Here is a 17,551-nt window from a genome sequence, read left to right as displayed (position 1 = left end):
TACCAGACTCCGTGGGCAGCTTACGTTGCATAAGGTAAACTGCCGCCTCTTCTTATACCTATAACGATTCGCCTGATGCCAACGACGTTTCATGAGTTTCCCCGCAAGCGCCCGACCACGCCCCTGCTCGACCGAGCCGGCACGCCTGCGGGCCTGCGCCGGTTAGCCGAAGCCGAGCTGGAACCTTTGGCCGATGAATTGCGCCAGGAACTGCTCTACACCGTCGGCCAGACGGGCGGGCATTTTGGTGCAGGCTTAGGCGTCATCGAGCTGACCATCGCGTTGCACTACGTGTTTGACACCCCGGACGACCGCGTGGTGTGGGACGTGGGTCATCAGGCGTATCCGCACAAAATTCTCACCGGCCGTCGTGAGCAAATGGCGACCTTGCGCCAGAAGGACGGCGTTGCCGCCTTTCCGCGTCGTTCCGAAAGCGAGTACGACACCTTTGGCGTCGGTCACTCCAGCACCTCGATCAGCGCTGCGCTGGGCATGGCAATTGCCGCCCGTTTGCAAAACAGCGACCGCAAAGCCATTGCGGTGATCGGTGATGGCGCCTTGACCGCTGGCATGGCGTTTGAAGCGTTGAACCATGCGCCGGAGGTCAACGCCAACATGTTGGTGATCCTCAACGACAACGACATGTCGATCTCGCGCAATGTGGGCGGGTTGTCCAACTACCTGGCCAAAATTCTGTCGAGCCGCACCTACGCCAGCATGCGCGAAGGCAGCAAGAAAGTGCTGTCGCGCTTGCCCGGCGCCTGGGAAATCGCCCGTCGCACCGAAGAATATGCCAAAGGCATGTTGGTGCCCGGCACGTTGTTTGAAGAACTGGGCTGGAACTACATCGGCCCGATTGACGGCCACGACCTGCCGACACTGATCGCGACGCTGCGCAACATGCGCGACCTCAAAGGCCCGCAGTTCCTGCACATCGTCACCAAAAAGGGCAAGGGCTTCGCCCCGGCAGAAGTCGACCCGATCGGTTACCACGCCATCACCAAACTTGAACCGCTGGACGCGCCAAAAGCCGCCCCCAAAGCGGCGAGCGGGCCTAAGTATTCCGCCGTGTTTGGCGAGTGGTTATGCGACATGGCCGCCGCCGATCAGCGCCTGGTGGGCATTACCCCGGCGATGAAAGAGGGATCGGACCTGATCGCATTCAGCGAGCGCTTCCCGTTGCGTTATTTCGACGTGGCCATTGCTGAACAACACGCCGTAACCTTTGCCGCGGGCATGGCCTGCGAAGGCGCCAAGCCAGTGGTGGCCATTTATTCGACGTTCCTGCAACGCGGTTATGACCAATTGGTACACGACGTGGCCGTGCAAAACCTGGACGTGCTGTTTGCCATCGACCGTGCGGGCCTGGTGGGTGAAGACGGCCCAACCCATGCCGGCAGCTTCGACCTGTCTTACCTGCGCTGCATTCCGGGCATGGTCATCATGACCCCGAGTGACGAAAACGAATTGCGCAAAATGCTCACCACCGGCCATCTGTATAACGGCCCGGCGGCGGTGCGTTACCCACGCGGTACGGGGCCCAATACGCCCATCGAGAAAACACTGGAACCGATCGAGATCGGCAAAGGCGTGATCCGTCGCAAAGGGTCGAAAGTGGCGATGCTGGTGTTCGGCGTGCAACTGGCCCAAGCCCTGCAAGTGGCCGAAACACTCGACGCCACTGTGGTCGACATGCGTTTCGTTAAACCGATGGATGAAGCGCTGGTGCGAGAAATGGCCAACAGCCACGACCTGTTGGTGACCGTCGAAGAAAACGCCATCATGGGCGGCGCAGGCTCAGCGGTCAGTGAGTTCATGGCCCGCGAAAACCTGCTTAAGCCCATTCTTCACCTGGGCTTGCCGGACGTGTACGTCGAGCACGCCAAACCGAGCCAGATGCTGGCCGAATGCGGTCTGGATGCGCCAGGCATTGAAGCCTCGGTGCGCCAGCGCATGGCACTGCTGGGGCTTTAAAAACACTCTGTAGTCGCTGCCGCAGGCTGCGAAGGGTTGGGGGTGCGTCGTGGCGACGGACCTTTTTCTTGAAGGCCTTGGGCCCTTATCGCAGCCTGCGGCGGCGACTACAGAATCCGGATTCCATGAAACATCTGCGCACAGCCTTATTCCTCAGCTTTATCCCTGCCAGCTCGCTGATGGCCGACGCCATTGAACGTGACGACGCGCTCAAGCTCCCGCAAACACTGATCACCGGCAATCGCCAGGTAGAGGCGCGCTCGGACAGCAGCAGCGCCAATACAGTGTTTACCCGCGCCGACATCGACCGCCTGCAACCCACCAGCCTGAGCGACCTGCTGGGGCGCGTGCCCGGCGTACAAGTCGCACGCAGTGGTGGGCGCGGAGCGTTACCGGGCATCTATATTCGTGGCACCAAGTCAGCGCAAAGCCTGGTTCTGGTGGACGGCCAGCGCATGGCCAATGCCACGTCGGCCGACAGCAACCTGCAATACCTGAACATTGACCAGATCGAGCGCGTCGAAGTGCTGCGCGGCTCGCGCTCGGTGATATATGGCAGCGATGCCATCGGCGGCGTGATTCAGATTTTTACCCGACGTGGCGCCCATCAAGCGCCGCAACTGCGTCTGCACAGTGCGATGGGCAGCTATGGCAGCTCGCAAAACAGCGTGGGGGTTTCTGGCGGGGATGCGCAAACACGCTTCAACCTCAGCGGGGCGCTGGAGGAAACGGCGGGTATTAATCGCACCACCGTGTCCTACCCGGTCGATAACGATCACGACGCTTACCGTAACAAATCCGTCAGCCTGAACCTGAACCACAGCCTGAACGACACACTGGAAGTCGGGATCAGTGCCATCAAGAGCACCGGCAAAACCGAACTGGATGCCATGTTCGGCCAACAGGGTTACAGCGATTTCGACATCAGCAGCGTGGGCAGTTTTATCGATGCGCAGCTCTCAGAGCGCTGGAACTCACGCCTTGAGCTGGGCCATAGCGAGAACCGCGAAAAGACCCGGGACAAGCTCAGCCCCGCCCTTTACAGCTTCAACACCTATCGCGACGCGTTGAATTGGCAGAACACCCTGACGCTGGACGATCAAAACAGCCTGACGCTTGGCCTTGATGCGTATGAAGACCGGGTACGCAGCAGCACTGACTTTGAGCAAGACAGCCGCTGGAACCGCGCAGCGTTTGTTCAGCATCGCTTTGAGGGCGAGTACTTTTCGACGGAGCTGGGGCTGCGTCACGACAAAAACCAACAATTTGGTAGCAACAACACCTGGAGTGGCAGCCTGACGGTGCCGTTGAATGCGGACAACGATGTGCTGCTGTCCTACAGCGAGGGCTTTCGTGCGCCAACGTTTAACGATTTGTACTACCCGCAGTTTGGCAACCCGTCACTCAAACCCGAGCATTCCAAAAGCTACGAACTGCAATGGCGCAGTCAGTTAAGCGACACCAGCCGACTGGAGACATCGCTGTATCGCACAGACATTCGCGACGCAATCGTGGCAGATGCCGACTGGATTCAGCAAAACATTGGCTCAGCCCGCATTACCGGTTTTGAAAGCGCGCTGCATCAAGAGTGGTTCGGCTGGCAAAGCAGCCTGGGCGTCGCAATCATCGACCCGCGCGACCGTGACACGGGCAAAACCCTGAGCCGTCGCGCGCGGCGCACGTTGAGCCTGGATCTGGATCGTCAGTTTGATCGCCTTGGCGTCGGCGCCAGTTGGCAAGCGGTGAGCAGCAGCTATAACGACGAAGCCAATCAACAGCCGATTGGCGGCTATGGACTGTTAGGGCTGCGGGGCAACTGGCAGGCCAGTTCAGAGGTGCGCCTGGAGGTGAAAGTCGACAACCTGCTGGATAAAACCTTCACCCGCGCGCTATACGGCTATGAAGGGCAGTATTACGGCTATCGCGAAGAGCGGCGCAGCCTGCAATTTGGCGTGACCTGGACGCCCCCCTTATAACCCCGACGGCTGTGTTTTTTAGATCAACCGCTCGCAGCCTTCGCCAGCGTCTACGGGGTTATCGACAGTTGCCGACAGAGCTTGGCTGTTGCTTCGATCATCTGCCCGCTCGGCCGCTCAAGACCTTTGTCGCTCAATAAAAGTAATCGCCCGTGCTTTACCGCGTCGATCTGCGGCCAGGCTTTCCAGGCAGTCAACTGCGCCTGGGTGCCTGCAATGATCACCTCAGGGTTGCGCTGCAACACAGACTCGATGCTGACCTGCGGTGCAGGCAGATGAAGGTCTGCAAACACATTGCTGGCGCCGCATACCGCCAGTGCATCGCTGATGATTTGCCCGCCACCTACGGTGTACAGCGGTTGATCCCACACTTGGTAAAACACCCGCAATGGTGTGTCACGGTGATACTGCTCGCGCAACTCAGCCAGCCGCGCCCGCCACTGCGTGGCCAGTTCATGGCCGCGCTCGGGGCGATTCAAGGCAATGGCCAGGGCTTGGACCTGTTCGGCCAGTTCACTCAGACTTTTGGGGTCAGCACTGTAGGTCGGGATGTTCAACCGGCGCAGTTGTTCGCGTTGCGCAACGCCGACACTGCCCGGCCATAGCAAGAGCAAGTCCGGTTGCAGGCTGACCACACGCTCCATGTCCAACTGGCCATAGCCGCCCACTGAAGGGACATGGGCCAGTTCCGGCAAGGGCTCGCCTGCGTCCAGACGCCCGACCAGCAGGTCGCTGGCGCCCAGCTCTACCACCATTTCAGACAGCGACGGTGCCAGGCTGACCACCCGCGTGGCGGCCATGCCGGGTACGCCCACGGCCAGCAACGCAAGCGCCAGCCACAGGCGCATCAACCGACCTGACGAGGAATGCGACAGAGGTAAAACAGCACCAGCGTCGACAACGCCAGCAACAACAGCGGCACACCTTCAAGCCCGACAAATACCGCCAGCGCGGCGATCCAGGCAGGCAGCCCGGCGGCCAGCAAAGCACGCCGCCGTACCTGCGCCAGATGATCCCAGGCAGCAGGCTCTTGCGCGGTATCGAGGGCTTTTTGCAGGTTGATCAGGCCATGTTTGTAGGGGCTGAACGTGCGCAGGGTGACAAACATCGACGCCACCCCGGCAATAAAGAAAGGCATTGTCAGCCCAGGCAGCAAGGGTTCGGACTTGCCGAAAAACCAGTTGGCCAATGCCAGCGGCAGCAGGGTCAGTACCAACTGTTGCCACCAACTGAAACTCAAGCGCCGACGACGCTGGCCCCGGGTCACGCCGGGTCAGCCTCGTTCTGGTGTTGATTGCCCATCATGTGCCCGAGTTTATTGGCCTTGGTCGCCAGGTACAGCTTGTTGTGCGGGTTGTGGCCGGTGTGCAGCGGCACACGCTCAGCGACGGTGATGCCCATATCGGTCAAGGCTTTGACCTTGCGCGGGTTGTTGGTCATCAAACGCAGGGACTTGACGCCCATGTGCTCAAGCATCGGCAGGCAGATTGCGTAATCACGCTGATCGGCCGCAAAGCCCAGACGTTCGTTGGCCTCAACGGTGTCAGCGCCGCCGTCCTGCAACTCGTAGGCGCGGATCTTGTTCAGCAGGCCAATGCCGCGGCCTTCCTGACGCAAGTACAGCAACACGCCGCGGCCTTCGCGGGCGATGGCCTGCAAGGCCGCTTCGAGCTGTGAACCGCAGTCACAGCGTTGACTGAACAATGCATCGCCGGTCAGGCATTCAGAATGCACCCGGCCCAGCACGGGCGCGCCATCCGCCACGTCGCCCAAACTGAGCACAACGTGTTCACGACCCGTGGCTTTCTCAAGGAAGCCATGCATGGTGAATTCGGCAAAGGGAGTAGGGAGTTTGCAAGCGGCAACAAAAGCGACGGGCACCGTGTGCTCCTGATCAATTTGAGGACTGGAAATTCGCAGAGGCGGCATTGTAGCAGGAGGTTCCTACAGACGCTTAGGCTGAATTATCGGAGATAAATATCAAAAAGTTTGATTCTTTTGAGGCGCTGCTTCAACTTCGTAGTCGCTGCCGCAGGCTGCGATACGGGTGAACGACCTGCACCTTTTTTAAAGCACGACCGCTGTGCGGCCGATCGCAGCCTGTGGCAGCGACTACGGGTTAGATGCCACGGAAATGCTGGTAACCACGAATGGCCGGGGTGATGTCTTGCCCATCCGCATCCAACAACCCAACGCCCTGCCCTTCAACCACACAGCCAATCACGTGGATCGGCCAGCCGTCCGCCTGCAGGGTCGGCACATCGCGCTCAGGCAAGGTAAACGCCAGTACGTAGTCGTCGCCGCCGCTCAAGGCCGCTTGCTGCGCGCCCGCGCTGCCCAAAAACTCTTCCAGGGCCAATGAGACCGGCACGCGATCACGGTCGATCAGCAGCCGCACCTGTGAGGCCAGCGCGATGTGCCCGCAATCGGCCAACAAGCCGTCGGAGATATCCAGCGCGCTGGTGGCTTTGCCGCGCAGCGCCTGGCCCAACGCCAGTTGCGGCTGCGGCGACCAGTAATGCGCCAGCAAAGGTTGCGCAATAAACGATTCGGCGCTGCGCTGGCCCAACACCAAGGGCAAGGCCCCGGCGGCATTGCCCAACTCACCGCCCACGCACAACACATCACCCGCCTGCGCACCGCTGCGGGTCAGGGCACGCCCGCTGGCCACGCGGCCGAACACCGTGAGCGTCAGGCACAGCGGCCCCCGCGTGGTGTCGCCACCGATCAGGCGCAGATTGCACGCCACAGCCATTTGATTCAAACCCCGGGCGAACGCTTGCAGCCAATCGGTGTGAACCGTCGGCAAGGTCAGGGCAAGGGTAAACGCGAGGGGGGTTGCGCCCATGGCCGCCAAATCACTGGCCGCCACTGCCAGCGAACGCTGACCGAGCAAGAAAGGGTCGCAAGGATCTGCGAAGTGCACGCCTGCCACCAGCGTGTCGGTAGAGATAGCCAGTTGTTCCCCGAAGGGAACATCCAGCAGGGCGCAGTCGTCGCCAATACCCAGCGCAACGCCCTCGCCGCCTTGGGCACAAGGCGCGGCAGCGAAAACGGTGCGGATCAGCTCAAACTCGCCCATGGCATGCAGCGCTGTTTAGCGCTTGAACGCTTTAACTTCGGCTTCACGCAGGCGTGGTGCCAATTTGTCGAGTACACCGTTGACGAACTTGTGGCCGTCGGTGGAACCGTACACTTTGGCCAGCTCGATGCCTTCGTTGATCACAACGCGGTAAGGCACGTCGACACGCTTGATCAGTTCCCAGGTGGACAGACGCAGTACAGCCAGTTCAACCGGGTCCAGCTCTTCGATGGTGATGTCCAGACACGGGGTCAGGGCAGCATCGATTTCGCCACGGTGTGCAGGCACGCCGTGCAGGATTTCACGGAAGTAAGCCGCATCAACGTCAGTGAAGTCGTTATCAACGCGAAACTGCGCTTCGATTTCGTTCAACGAATGCTTGGCCATGTGCCACTGGTACAGCGCCTGGGTCGCGAGCTGACGCGCTTCGCGACGTTTGGCACTTTTAGAGGGCTTGCCAGCGTCCGCAGGTTTTGGATCGCGCGGGTTGAAACGATCGCTTTCGTCGGAAATCACTTGGCCTCCAACTGCGCCAACAGGCTGACCATTTCGAGGGCGGACAAGGCAGCTTCTGCGCCTTTGTTACCGGCTTTGGTGCCGGAACGCTCGATGGCTTGCTCGATGGAGTCAACGGTCAGCACGCCGAATGCAACCGGTACGCCGAACTGCATGGACACCTGGGCCAAGCCTTTGGTGCACTCGCCAGCAACGTATTCGAAGTGCGGCGTACCGCCACGAATCACAGCGCCCAGGGCGATGATGGCGGCGAATTCGTTGCGCTGGGCAACCTTTTGCGCAACCAACGGGATTTCGAACGCACCCGGCGCGCGAATGAGGGTGATGTCACTTTCGTTCACACCGTGGCGAACCAGGGCATCAACGGCACCACTCACCAGGCTTTCGACAACAAAGCTGTTGAAACGGCCAACTACAAGTGCGTAGCGACCTTTGGGGGCAATGAAGGTACCTTCGATGGTCTTCAGGGTCATTCGGTATGTCTCGTATTAAAGAGCCAGAACGCACTCGCGTGCGTTCTTTAAGGAGTTTGGGCCACGAATTTCAGACGGGAAACACCCGGTCTTTATTCGGAGGGCACGTATTCTACAACTTCCAGATCGAAACCGGATATGGCGTTGAACTTCATTGGTGAACTCATCAGGCGCATTTTGCGCACACCAAGGTCACGCAGGATCTGCGAACCGGCACCCACGATGCTGTAAGTGGTCGGTTTTTTCACTGGCGCAGCGTCGGCAGTTTCGCGGATGTGCGCCAGCAGCACGTCACCGTCCAGCGGATGGCCCAGCAGCAATACAACCCCGCTACCGGCCTGTGCCACGGCACTCATGGCGGCGCGCAGGCTCCAGCGGCCGGGCTGCTTGACCATCAGCAGATCGCGCAGCGGGTCCATGTTGTGCACCCGTACCAGCGTCGGTTCTTCAGCGCAGATCTTGCCCAGGGTCAGCGCCATGTGCACATCACCTTCGACTGAATCACGATAGGTCACCAAATTGAATTGGCCCAGTTCGCTGTCCAATGGCTGCTCGGCAATCCGCTGAACGGTACGTTCGTGGATCATGCGGTAGTGGATCAGGTCGGCAATGGTGCCGATTTTGATGCCATGCTCAGCCGCAAATGTTTCAAGCTGCGGGCGACGGGACATGGTGCCGTCGTCATTCATCACTTCGCAGATCACGCCGCTGGGTTCGAAACCGGCCATGCGCGCCAGGTCGCAGGCGGCTTCGGTGTGACCGGCGCGGGCCAGAGTGCCACCCGCCTGGGCCATCAGCGGGAAGATGTGGCCGGGGCTGACGATGTCTTCGGCCTTGGCATCTTTGGCAGAGGCCGCTTGCACGGTGCGGGCGCGGTCAGCGGCAGAAATGCCCGTGGTGACGCCGGTCGCCGCTTCAATGGAAACAGTGAACTTGGTGCCGAAACCCGAACCGTTGCGCGGTGCCATCAAGGGCAACTTGAGCAGCTCGCAGCGCTCGCGGGTCATTGGCATACAGATCAAGCCACGGGCGAAGCGCGCCATGAAGTTGATGTGCTCGGCCTTGCAGCACTCGGCGGCCATGATCAGGTCGCCTTCGTTTTCGCGGTCTTCGTCATCCATGAGGATGACCATCTTGCCTTGGCGGATGTCTTCAACCAGTTCTTCGATGCTGTTGAGCGCCACGCGGCACCCCCTTAAGTCAGGATTTGAGGTAGCCGTTGGCGGCCAGAAAACTTTCGCTGATGGTGCTGCCCTGGGTCGGCTCGGCGGCTTTGTCGCCCAGCAACAAACGCTCCAGGTAACGCGCCAGCAGGTCAACTTCAAGGTTTACCCGGCGGCCAGGGCGGTAGTCGCCCATGATGGTTTCAGTCAGGGTATGCGGGATGATGGTCAGCGAGAATTCGGCGCCATTGACCGAGTTCACGGTCAGGCTGGTGCCGTCTACCGTGATCGAGCCTTTATGGGCGATGTACTTGGCCAGCGCTTTGGGTGCGCGGATACGGAACTCAATGGCGCGGGCGTTCTCCTCACGGAAGATCACCTCGCCCACGCCGTCCACGTGGCCGCTTACCAAATGCCCACCCAGACGTGTGGTCGGGGTCAGGGCCTTTTCCAGGTTGACCCGGCTGCCCGTTTTCAAATCATTGAACGCGGTGCAGTCCAGCGTTTCGCGACTGACATCGGCCATAAAACCATTGCCCGGCAACTCAACCGCGGTCAGGCACACGCCGTTGATCGCGATGCTGTCGCCCAGCTTGACGTCGCTCAGGTCGAGCTTGCCGGTGTCTACATAAACCCGTACATCACCACCTTTTGGGGTCAGTGCACGGATGTTGCCGATGGATTCGATAATGCCGGTAAACATGGCGTTCCCCTTGAGAACCAAGCCTGCGTAAAACGGAGGCTGAGAATTATACGCTCGCTGATGGCACAGGTATGGCAATGACTCGCCAGTCATCCCCCACCGCGCGCATTTCGATGATCTTGAGTTCGCTCGCTTCGCTCATGCGGGTCAACGGCAGCTCCAGCAAGGGACGGGCCGTCGAACCCAAAAACTTGGCTGCGATGAAAATCTGATACTCGTCCACCAGGCCCTGTTCGGCAAATGCACCCGCCAGACGAGGACCGGCTTCAACCAGCACTTCGTTGACATCGCGGGCGGCCAGCGCCAACAGCAACTGACGCAGATCGATCTGACCGTTCTCGCCTGGAATCACCAGGCACTCGGGGCCTGTGCGGTATTGTTCGGCAGGCGGCACACAGGTGGCGACCAGCGCTGGCCCGGCCTTGAAGAACGGTGCATCCAGCGGCACGCGCAAGCGCCCGTCAATCAACACGCGCAGCGGCGCACGACTCATGGCCAGCGCGGTCTGCTCGGCATCCAGCCCCAACTCATCGGCACGCACCGTTAAACGGGCGCCATCGGCCAGTACCGTGTCGGCACCGGTTATCACCACGCTGGCTTGCGCGCGCAAGCGCTGCACCGCAGAACGTGCGGCAGGCCCGGTAATCCATTGGCTCTCACCGCTGGCCATCGCGGTGCGCCCGTCCAGGCTCATTGCCAGCTTGACTCGCACAAACGGCAGGCCATGCTCCATGCGCTTGAGAAAGCCCTGGTTCAAGGCCCGCGCTTGAGATTCCAGCACGCCGCACCGCACCTCAATGCCAGCATCGGCCAAACGCTTGAGGCCACGCCCTGCGACTTCCGGGTTTGGGTCTTGCATGGCGGCCACCACGCGGGCGACCCCGGCATTGACCAAGCCTTCGGCGCACGGCGGGGTGCGCCCGTGATGACTGCACGGCTCAAGGGTGACGTAGGCCGTCGCCCCGCGAGCCAGTGCTCCGGCGGCCCGCAAGGCGTGGACCTCGGCGTGCGGCTCACCCGCACGCACATGCCAGCCTTCGCCGACGATCTGGCCGTCACGCACGATGACGCAACCCACACGAGGGTTGGGGTGGGTGGTGTACAGCCCCTTACGGGCCAGCTCGATGGCACGCGCCATGTAATGGGCGTCTAAAACCAGTTGCTCAGTGGACACAATCACTCCTTTGAAGGCTCACGGGCAAGGCGGTCGATCTCTTCGCGGAACTCATTGAGGTCCTGGAAGCGTCGATAAACAGAGGCAAAACGGATGTAGGCCACTTCGTCGAGCTTTTGCAGCTCGCCCATGACCAGCTCACCCACGACCAGCGATTTGACTTCGCGTTCGCCGGTGGCGCGCAGCCTGCTTTTGATATGGGCCAGCGCCGCTTCAAGACGCTCGACACTCACCGGGCGTTTTTCCAGCGCACGCTGCATGCCGGCGCGCAGTTTTTCTTCGTCGAACGGCTGACGACTGCCGTCTTGCTTGATAAGGCGGGGTAAGACCAACTCAGCTGTTTCAAAGGTGGTGAAACGCTCACCACAGGCCAGGCATTCACGCCGGCGGCGCACCTGATCGCCCTCGGCGACCAGACGCGAGTCGATGACTTTAGTGTCGTTGGCACCGCAGAAGGGACAGTGCATGGTGGCAGGCAACAAAAAATGGGGAGCGCCATGGTAGCGCATCCCACTGGCAAGACAAGCCATAGGCTTTACGGTATACAGTCCGCCTACTACGTTTTACACAATCTGATACAACGACTGACCTGCCGCTGGAGCCCACTATGTCGCTACGAACGCTTGTTTTGCTGTGCCTCGCCAGTTTGCTGGTCGCCTGTAGCAGTGAGCCGCCAAAGTCGGCACAACCCCAGGTGCTGGCGCAGCCAAAAACCGATGCCCCGGCCGATCTTGGCCCCCTGCCCGCCTATCAGCGTGAATTGAGTGGCGTGCTGACCGGCGTACCGGCTGGCGCAGAAGTCGAATTGGCAATGCTGATCGTGGATGAACGCGGACGTCCTCAAGGGCTGATGGCCAGCAGCAAGATCATCGGCAATAACCAGCCACTGCCGTTCAAGCTGCGATTCAACCCGCAAGCGTTTCCGGCCGGGGCACGGGTGGAACTGCGCGGGCGCGCCAGTCAGTCCGGGCAACTGATTCTGCACCTGCCGTCGCGCATCATCGGCCAACCCGCGACCCAGGCAATGGGCACCCTGGCACTCGTCAAAGCGCCATGAACACACCGGTCGACCTGCAACAGTCATTAAGTGAGCTGCTGGGTGATGCGCGGCTGGTGGCCACCGATCTGCCTGGCACCTCACTCCAACTGTGGTTGATCGACGCGCACAACATGGACCGCGCCTTCACCCCGGACGAAACCCGGCGCATTCTCTACGAGCCGCCCTACTGGGCCTTTTGCTGGGCCAGCGGCCTGGCATTGGCGCGGTATCTGGCCCAACACCCGCAGTGGGTCAAAGGCAAGCGCGTACTGGATTTTGGCGCCGGTTCGGGGGTGGCGGCCATTGCTGCGGCCAAGGCCGGCGCGCTGCAAGTGCTGGCGTGTGATCTGGACCCATTGGCGCTGGCTGCCTGTCGAGCCAACGCTGAACTGAATAATGTGCAACTGAGTTATTGCAGCGACTTTTTTGCCGAGGCGGACCGCTTTGATCTGATTCTGGTGGCCGACGTACTCTACGACCGGGAAAACCTGCCGCTGCTGGATCAATTTTTGACCCGAGGGCAGCAGGCATTGGTGGCTGATTCGCGGGTGCGCGACTTTAAACATCCGCTGTACCGGCAACTGGCAACGCTCAGGGCATTGACCTTACCCGACCTGGCCGAACCCCATGAGTTTCGCCAAGTGAGCCTGTATCACGCGCAGCGCAGCAGTACGGCTTTCAGCGTGCCCGCACAGCCTTTATAGTTGCCCTCATTTACCTGTTTCGAGACCCGTAATGAATCAGCCAACCACGACTTTCAGCTTCGATGTGACCTCAGCAGACTTCGATAAACGCGTGATCGAAGCCTCTTTCGATCAGCCGGTGTTAGTCGATTTCTGGGCCGAATGGTGCGCACCGTGCAAAGTGATGCTGCCGATCCTGGAACACATTGCCGAGGACTACCAAGGCGAGCTGCTGCTGGCCAAAGTCAATTGCGACATTGAACAGGACATCGTGGGGCGCATCGGTATCCAGACCCTGCCCACGGTGGTGCTGTTCAAGGATGGCAAAGTCGTCGACGGGTTTCAGGAAGCACAGCCGGAGTCCGCCATTCGCGCAATGCTTGAACCCCATGTCGAAATGCCTGCCCCGCCCGCCGAAGACCCGATGGTTCAGGCTCAGGCACTGTTTGCCGAAAGCCGTTTTGCCGAAGCCGAGGCGCTACTCAAACAGGTCCTGACCGAAGACAACACCCACGCCAAGGCGCTGATTTTGTATGGTCGCTGCCTGGCTGAGCGTGGCGAGCTGGCAGAAGCGCAAGCCGTACTCGACGCTGTAAAAAGCGATGAGCACAAAGCCGAGTTGGCGGGCGCCAAGGCGCAATTGACCTTTTTGAGCCAGGCCAAAGACCTGCCTGATGTCGCGGACTTGAAAACCCGCGTGGCGCAAAATCCGCAGGACGATGAAGCCGCCTACCAACTGGCCGTTCAGCAATTGGCCCGCCAGCAATATGAAGGCGCCCTCGAAGGTTTGCTTAAACTGTTTGTGCGCAATCGCAGCTACAACGAAGGCATTACGCACAAAACTTTGCTGCAAGTGTTCGACCTGCTGGGCAACGATCACCCGCTGGTGACCACTTACCGCCGCAAATTGTTTGCAGCGCTGTACTAAACCCGCACATCAACACGCAGGCTGCGATCGCTTGATCTTAAAAAGATCGCAGCCAACGCCTACGCCAAGTCAGGCGTGCATCCTGCTGATTTATTCAACCCAGCTGTAAACCGGTGAGTCAGTGCCGCTGACCACTTTCACCTCGCTGCTGTGGCGCAACCGCACCAGCAAGCGCTTCCCGGCACCTGTACTGCCGGTCAGCGCTTGCAGTTGGGCGAGCAGTTGCGGGCCGGTCATCTGACCCGCCTGACGCAACAAATCCTTGGTCGCTTCCCACACGGCATCGTCTTGATTCGCAGGTTTGTGGGCAACGGCAACCGGGGCCGGTGCGTTAACGTTTAACTGCCCGCCCAGCTGCGCCCACTCCGCCTCATCCAGCTCTACCGTCAAATCCACTGGCCAGTCGCCAATTGTTCCGCGAATACGCACCATCACCCTGCTCCTGAAGTTTCATCAAGGCATGCTCCCACGCGTCTTGCGTAACGCCAAGCACACGGGCAAACTCTCGCAACATTGTTATAAGATCACATAACAAGCCATTCCCCCTTTACTAGCTGGAGTCATGCTATGCGCCGTTTGCTGCTTGCTTTGCCGTTTGCCCTGTTGCCGCTGGCTGTGGCGCATGCTGCTGAGGACCACGATCACGAACACGGCAGCCTGGCGCCGCATGAACACGGCGTTGCCAGCTTGAACGTGGCGCTTGATGGTCAAACACTGGAACTGGACCTCGACGGCCCGGCCATGAATCTGGTGGGATTCGAGCACCTTGCCAGTACTGACGCTGACAAAGCCAAGGTCGCTGCCGCCCGCACCCAGCTGACCAATCCATTAGTGCTGTTCAGCGTGCCGAAAGCAGCCGGTTGCACAGTCGATGAACAGGAACTCAACAGCCCGTTATTCGACCCGGCCCCTGAAGAGCGCGTGAGTAAAACAGAGCATCACCACAGCGATATCGAAGCTCACTACGCGTTCACGTGCAGCCATCCTGAAGCACTGAAAACCCTGGATCTGGCGCAGTTTTTCAAGACATTCCCCGCCACCCACACATTCAAGGTACAACTGATCGGCCCAAGCGGTCAGCAGGCCGTGCAAGTGACGGCCAAAGCAGCGACGCTCACGTTCTAAACGGGTACAGGCGCGAGCTTGCCTTGCGCCTCTAGGCCCTTCCATCACCTTGCAGGCGACCCTGACTCCCCATGACCCACGCACTCATCGAACTGAGCGACCTGAGTTTTAATTGGCCGGGCCACCCCGTGCTGCTGGATATTCCTCAGTTCCGCCTGCAAGCGGGCGAAACCCTGTTCCTCAAAGGCCCCAGCGGCAGTGGTAAAACCACGTTGCTGGGCTTGCTCGGCGGTGTGCAAAAAGCCAATCGCGGGACGATCCGTTTGCTGGGCCAGGCACTCAGCGAACTCGGAGCGGGCGCACGGGACCGGTTTCGCGTCGATCACACCGGTTATATTTTTCAGCAATTCAATTTGCTGCCCTTTTTGTCAGTGCGCGAAAACGTTGAGTTGCCGTGCCACTTTTCCAAACTGCGCGCCAGCCGTGCCACCCAACGCCACGGTAGCGTTGATAAAGCGGCGCAAACCTTGCTCGCCCATTTGGGCCTTAAAGATCCCGCGTTGCTGGAGCGCCGTGCCGACTCGCTGTCCATCGGCCAGCAACAACGGGTGGCCGCCGCCCGCGCCCTGATCGGCCAACCCGAGCTGGTGATCGCCGATGAGCCCACCTCGGCCCTCGATGCCGATGCCCGCGAAGCGTTTATCCAATTGTTGTTCGCCGAATGCCGCGAGGCCGGAGCCAGCTTGCTGTTTGTCAGTCACGACCAGAGCCTGGCCCCGCTGTTTGATCGCAACCTATCGCTGTCTGAACTCAATCGTGCCGCCACGACGGCAGAGGTCTGAGATGTATTTGTTTCGTCTTGCGCTGGCCAGCCTGGCTAACCGCCGTTTTACCGCGTTACTGACAGCATTCGCGATTGCCCTGTCTGTGTGTTTGTTGCTGGCAGTGGAGCGGGTTCGAACGGAGGCCCGCAGCAGTTTTGCCAGCACCATCAGCGGCACGGACCTGATCGTCGGCGCACGTTCGGGGTCGGTCAATTTGCTGCTGTATTCGGTGTTTCGCATCGGCAATGCCACCAACAACATCCGCTGGGACAGCTTTGAACACTTCGCCAATAACCCGAAGGTGAAGTGGGCAATTCCCATGTCGTTGGGCGACTCCCACCGCGGCTACCGGGTGATGGGCACCAGCGAGGCGTACTTTGAGCATTATCAGTACGGCCATCGGCAAAACCTTGAGCTGGCCGCTGGCCGCGCCTTTGCTACCGATCCGTTTGAAGTGGTGCTGGGGGCTGAGGTCGCGCAGGCGTTGCACTATAAATTAGGCGACAAACTGGTGTTGGCGCATGGCGTCGCCGCCGTGAGCCTGGTCAAGCACGACGATAAACCGTTTACCGTGGTCGGCATTCTCAAGCGCACCGGCACCCCGGTCGACCGCACGCTGCACATCAGCCTCGGCGGCATGGAAGCCATTCACATCGACTGGCATAACGGCGTGCCTGCTCGCGGCGCAGGCCGCATTACGGCCGATCAGGCCCGCAACATGGACCTCACGCCGCAGGCCATTACCGCCTTTATGCTGGGGTTGAACAGTAAAATTTCGACCTTTGCCCTGCAACGTGAAATCAATGAATTTCGCGGCGAACCGATGATGGCAATTTTGCCCGGCGTGGCCCTGCAAGAACTCTGGAGTTTGATGAGTACCGCTGAAAAGGCCCTGTTTGTGGTCTCGTTGTTTGTGGTGCTGACCGGGTTGATTGGCATGCTCACCGCCATTTTGACCAGCCTCAACGAGCGGCGCCGCGAGATGGCGATTTTGCGTTCAGTGGGTGCCCGCCCTTGGCACATTGCCACTTTGCTGGTGTTTGAAGCGCTGGCGTTGGCATTGGCTGGCGTGGTTGCAGGTGTGGCGTTGTTGTATGTGAGCATCGCCGTGGCCCAAGGCTACGTGCAGTCGAACTACGGGCTGTATTTGCCGTTGGCCTGGCCGAGTGAATATGAATGGACCTTGCTCGCAGGTATTCTGGCAGCCGCCCTGTTGATGGGCTGCGTGCCCGCCTGGCGCGCTTACCGACAATCGCTGGCCGATGGTCTGTCCATTCGCTTATGAGCCTGTGCCTATGAATCGCTCTGTATTGCCGCGCGCGCTGCTCGCACTGTTGCTGCTGGTGTCCGCTCCACTGTGGGCGGCTGAACCGAAGGAATTGACCTGGTCTGAGATGATCCCGCCGGATGCGCCGCCCGAAGTGGCGGACATGGCGCCGATGCACGACCTGTCGCAACTGGGCAACCTTGATCCGGAGGCAGCACCTGCGGCCAAACAGGGCATGCCCAATGCACCGGTGGTGCCTGCGCTGGACGGTCAGCACATTCGCCTGCCGGGTTATATCGTGCCGCTTGAGGTGAATGAAGAAGGGCGCACCACGGACTTTTTGCTGGTGCCGTACTACGGCGCCTGCATTCATGTCCCGCCTCCGCCGTCGAATCAGATCGTGCATGTCACCAGCAAAGTCGGGGTCAAGCTCGATGAGCTGTACCAACCGTACTGGATCGAAGGCGCGATGCAGGTCAAGCCCAGCACCAGCGAACTGGCTGATGCCGGTTACCAGATGGATGCGCAGAAAATCTACGTCTACGAACTGCCGGAATAGTCCCTCGTCGCCGTTGCCGAAGGCGAGGCTCGATGGCCAAGCGATCGTAAACCCGAAGACTGCGGTGCTGGTGAAGCGCTACGTTGGAGGGTTAAGCGAGCGCATATTTGGGTGTTGGTTCACGA

General features: G+C 60.1%; 20 protein-coding genes. 9 read left to right on the top strand and 11 right to left on the bottom strand.

Annotated features, from left to right (window positions below):
• Positions 1-75: 75 nt before the first annotated feature.
• Together dxs and AP059_RS13790 are read left to right on the top strand one after the other, a co-directional pair.
• Positions 76-1,974, top strand: coding sequence for a 1-deoxy-D-xylulose-5-phosphate synthase (gene dxs / locus AP059_RS13795; protein ID WP_059763766.1), 1,899 nt, complete (start codon positions 76-78; stop codon positions 1,972-1,974).
• Positions 1,975-2,099: 125 nt separating this feature from the next.
• Positions 2,100-3,950, top strand: coding sequence for a TonB-dependent receptor domain-containing protein (locus AP059_RS13790; RefSeq protein WP_059763763.1), 1,851 nt, complete (start codon positions 2,100-2,102; stop codon positions 3,948-3,950).
• Positions 3,951-4,000: 50 nt separating this feature from the next.
• On the opposite strand, the gene AP059_RS13785 is transcribed toward AP059_RS13790, so the two are convergent.
• The 10 genes from AP059_RS13785 to nrdR form a co-directional block, all read right to left on the bottom strand.
• Positions 4,001-4,798, bottom strand: coding sequence for a cobalamin-binding protein (locus AP059_RS13785; RefSeq protein WP_059763759.1), 798 nt, complete (start codon positions 4,796-4,798; stop codon positions 4,001-4,003).
• Entirely contained in the window at positions 4,798-5,217 is a 420-nt protein-coding gene (locus AP059_RS13780; RefSeq protein ID WP_059763757.1) for a hypothetical protein, read from the bottom strand. Before AP059_RS13780 ends, AP059_RS13785 begins: the two co-directional genes overlap by 1 nt.
• Positions 5,214-5,831 (bottom strand): GTP cyclohydrolase II, encoded by a 618-nt coding sequence (ribA, locus tag AP059_RS13775; protein ID WP_059764020.1) that lies wholly within the window; start codon positions 5,829-5,831, stop codon positions 5,214-5,216. The genes AP059_RS13780 and ribA overlap by 4 nt, the downstream gene beginning before the upstream one ends.
• Positions 5,832-6,069: 238 nt before the next feature.
• The gene (thiL, locus tag AP059_RS13770) at positions 6,070-7,032 is read right to left on the bottom strand and encodes a thiamine-phosphate kinase (RefSeq protein WP_059763755.1); all 963 of its coding nucleotides are present in this window, start codon (positions 7,030-7,032) and stop codon (positions 6,070-6,072) included.
• Positions 7,033-7,047: 15 nt separating this feature from the next.
• Positions 7,048-7,548 (bottom strand): transcription antitermination factor NusB, encoded by a 501-nt coding sequence (nusB, locus tag AP059_RS13765; RefSeq protein WP_019409429.1) that lies wholly within the window; start codon positions 7,546-7,548, stop codon positions 7,048-7,050.
• Entirely contained in the window at positions 7,545-8,021 is a 477-nt protein-coding gene (gene ribH / locus AP059_RS13760; protein WP_059763753.1) for a 6,7-dimethyl-8-ribityllumazine synthase, read from the bottom strand. Before ribH ends, nusB begins: the two co-directional genes overlap by 4 nt.
• A gap of 92 nt (positions 8,022-8,113) precedes the next feature.
• A complete protein-coding gene (ribBA, locus tag AP059_RS13755) occupies positions 8,114-9,205 on the bottom strand; it encodes a bifunctional 3,4-dihydroxy-2-butanone-4-phosphate synthase/GTP cyclohydrolase II (protein WP_059763751.1) in 1,092 nt (363 codons plus the stop codon).
• Positions 9,206-9,221: 16 nt separating this feature from the next.
• Entirely contained in the window at positions 9,222-9,887 is a 666-nt protein-coding gene (locus tag AP059_RS13750; protein WP_059763749.1) for a riboflavin synthase, read from the bottom strand.
• Positions 9,888-9,933: 46 nt separating this feature from the next.
• Positions 9,934-11,025, bottom strand: a complete 1,092-nt coding sequence (ribD, locus tag AP059_RS13745) for a bifunctional diaminohydroxyphosphoribosylaminopyrimidine deaminase/5-amino-6-(5-phosphoribosylamino)uracil reductase RibD (RefSeq protein ID WP_059764018.1) — start codon at positions 11,023-11,025, stop codon at positions 9,934-9,936.
• 38 nt (positions 11,026-11,063) lie between these two features.
• Positions 11,064-11,528 (bottom strand): transcriptional regulator NrdR, encoded by a 465-nt coding sequence (gene nrdR, locus AP059_RS13740; RefSeq protein WP_165599938.1) that lies wholly within the window; start codon positions 11,526-11,528, stop codon positions 11,064-11,066.
• 140 nt (positions 11,529-11,668) lie between these two features.
• On the opposite strand from nrdR, the gene AP059_RS13735 reads away from it, so the two are divergent.
• The 3 genes from AP059_RS13735 to AP059_RS13725 are packed head-to-tail and all read left to right on the top strand — an operon-like array spanning position 11,669 to position 13,711.
• Positions 11,669-12,118 (top strand): YbaY family lipoprotein, encoded by a 450-nt coding sequence (locus AP059_RS13735; RefSeq protein WP_059763747.1) that lies wholly within the window; start codon positions 11,669-11,671, stop codon positions 12,116-12,118.
• Positions 12,115-12,804 carry a class I SAM-dependent methyltransferase gene (locus AP059_RS13730; protein WP_059763745.1) on the top strand — a complete coding sequence of 230 codons (690 nt, stop codon included), beginning with the start codon at positions 12,115-12,117 and terminating at the stop codon, positions 12,802-12,804. Before AP059_RS13735 ends, AP059_RS13730 begins: the two co-directional genes overlap by 4 nt.
• Positions 12,805-12,835: 31 nt before the next feature.
• Positions 12,836-13,711: a thioredoxin family protein gene (locus AP059_RS13725; protein WP_059763743.1), complete on the top strand. Its 876-nt coding sequence runs from the start codon at positions 12,836-12,838 to the stop codon at positions 13,709-13,711.
• 90 nt (positions 13,712-13,801) lie between these two features.
• Here AP059_RS13725 and AP059_RS13720 read toward each other — a convergent pair whose 3' ends face one another.
• Positions 13,802-14,143, bottom strand: a complete 342-nt coding sequence (locus AP059_RS13720) for a hypothetical protein (RefSeq protein ID WP_059763741.1) — start codon at positions 14,141-14,143, stop codon at positions 13,802-13,804.
• Between the two features lie 135 nt (positions 14,144-14,278).
• On the opposite strand from AP059_RS13720, the gene AP059_RS13715 reads away from it, so the two are divergent.
• The 4 genes from AP059_RS13715 (at position 14,279) to AP059_RS13700 (ending at position 17,426) form a co-directional block, all read left to right on the top strand.
• Positions 14,279-14,836, top strand: coding sequence for a DUF2796 domain-containing protein (locus AP059_RS13715; RefSeq protein ID WP_059763739.1), 558 nt, complete (start codon positions 14,279-14,281; stop codon positions 14,834-14,836).
• A gap of 71 nt (positions 14,837-14,907) precedes the next feature.
• Positions 14,908-15,618: an ABC transporter ATP-binding protein gene (locus tag AP059_RS13710; protein WP_048362328.1), complete on the top strand. Its 711-nt coding sequence runs from the start codon at positions 14,908-14,910 to the stop codon at positions 15,616-15,618.
• A 1-nt stretch (position 15,619) separates the two neighbouring features.
• Positions 15,620-16,885, top strand: a complete 1,266-nt coding sequence (locus AP059_RS13705; protein ID WP_059763737.1) for an ABC transporter permease — start codon at positions 15,620-15,622, stop codon at positions 16,883-16,885.
• 10 nt (positions 16,886-16,895) lie between these two features.
• Positions 16,896-17,426, top strand: a complete 531-nt coding sequence (locus tag AP059_RS13700) for a DUF3299 domain-containing protein (protein ID WP_059763735.1) — start codon at positions 16,896-16,898, stop codon at positions 17,424-17,426.
• Positions 17,427-17,551: the final 125 nt, after the last annotated feature.

Origin of the sequence: Pseudomonas sp. TAA207 (assembly GCF_001529285.1) — a bacterium.
GTDB classification, from domain to species: domain Bacteria; phylum Pseudomonadota; class Gammaproteobacteria; order Pseudomonadales; family Pseudomonadaceae; genus Aquipseudomonas; species Aquipseudomonas weihenstephanensis.
The sequence above is the reverse complement of the archived record's forward strand: the minus strand, read 5'-3'. Positions and strand labels throughout refer to the sequence as shown.

Coding starts and splice junctions, on each gene's coding strand:
- dxs (WP_059763766.1), top strand. CDS start 76: ATGCCAACGACGTTTCATGAGTTTCCCCGCAAGCGCCCGACCACGCCC.
- AP059_RS13790 (WP_059763763.1), top strand. CDS start 2,100: ATGAAACATCTGCGCACAGCCTTATTCCTCAGCTTTATCCCTGCCAGC.
- AP059_RS13785 (WP_059763759.1), bottom strand. CDS start 4,798: ATGCGCCTGTGGCTGGCGCTTGCGTTGCTGGCCGTGGGCGTACCCGGC.
- thiL (WP_059763755.1), bottom strand. CDS start 7,032: ATGGGCGAGTTTGAGCTGATCCGCACCGTTTTCGCTGCCGCGCCTTGT.
- ribH (WP_059763753.1), bottom strand. CDS start 8,021: ATGACCCTGAAGACCATCGAAGGTACCTTCATTGCCCCCAAAGGTCGC.
- AP059_RS13750 (WP_059763749.1), bottom strand. CDS start 9,887: ATGTTTACCGGCATTATCGAATCCATCGGCAACATCCGTGCACTGACC.
- ribD (WP_059764018.1), bottom strand. CDS start 11,025: ATGGCGCGTGCCATCGAGCTGGCCCGTAAGGGGCTGTACACCACCCAC.
- nrdR (WP_165599938.1), bottom strand. CDS start 11,528: ATGCACTGTCCCTTCTGCGGTGCCAACGACACTAAAGTCATCGACTCG.
- AP059_RS13735 (WP_059763747.1), top strand. CDS start 11,669: ATGTCGCTACGAACGCTTGTTTTGCTGTGCCTCGCCAGTTTGCTGGTC.
- AP059_RS13730 (WP_059763745.1), top strand. CDS start 12,115: ATGAACACACCGGTCGACCTGCAACAGTCATTAAGTGAGCTGCTGGGT.
- AP059_RS13725 (WP_059763743.1), top strand. CDS start 12,836: ATGAATCAGCCAACCACGACTTTCAGCTTCGATGTGACCTCAGCAGAC.
- AP059_RS13720 (WP_059763741.1), bottom strand. CDS start 14,143: ATGGTGCGTATTCGCGGAACAATTGGCGACTGGCCAGTGGATTTGACG.
- AP059_RS13715 (WP_059763739.1), top strand. CDS start 14,279: ATGCGCCGTTTGCTGCTTGCTTTGCCGTTTGCCCTGTTGCCGCTGGCT.
- AP059_RS13710 (WP_048362328.1), top strand. CDS start 14,908: ATGACCCACGCACTCATCGAACTGAGCGACCTGAGTTTTAATTGGCCG.
- AP059_RS13705 (WP_059763737.1), top strand. CDS start 15,620: ATGTATTTGTTTCGTCTTGCGCTGGCCAGCCTGGCTAACCGCCGTTTT.
- AP059_RS13700 (WP_059763735.1), top strand. CDS start 16,896: ATGAATCGCTCTGTATTGCCGCGCGCGCTGCTCGCACTGTTGCTGCTG.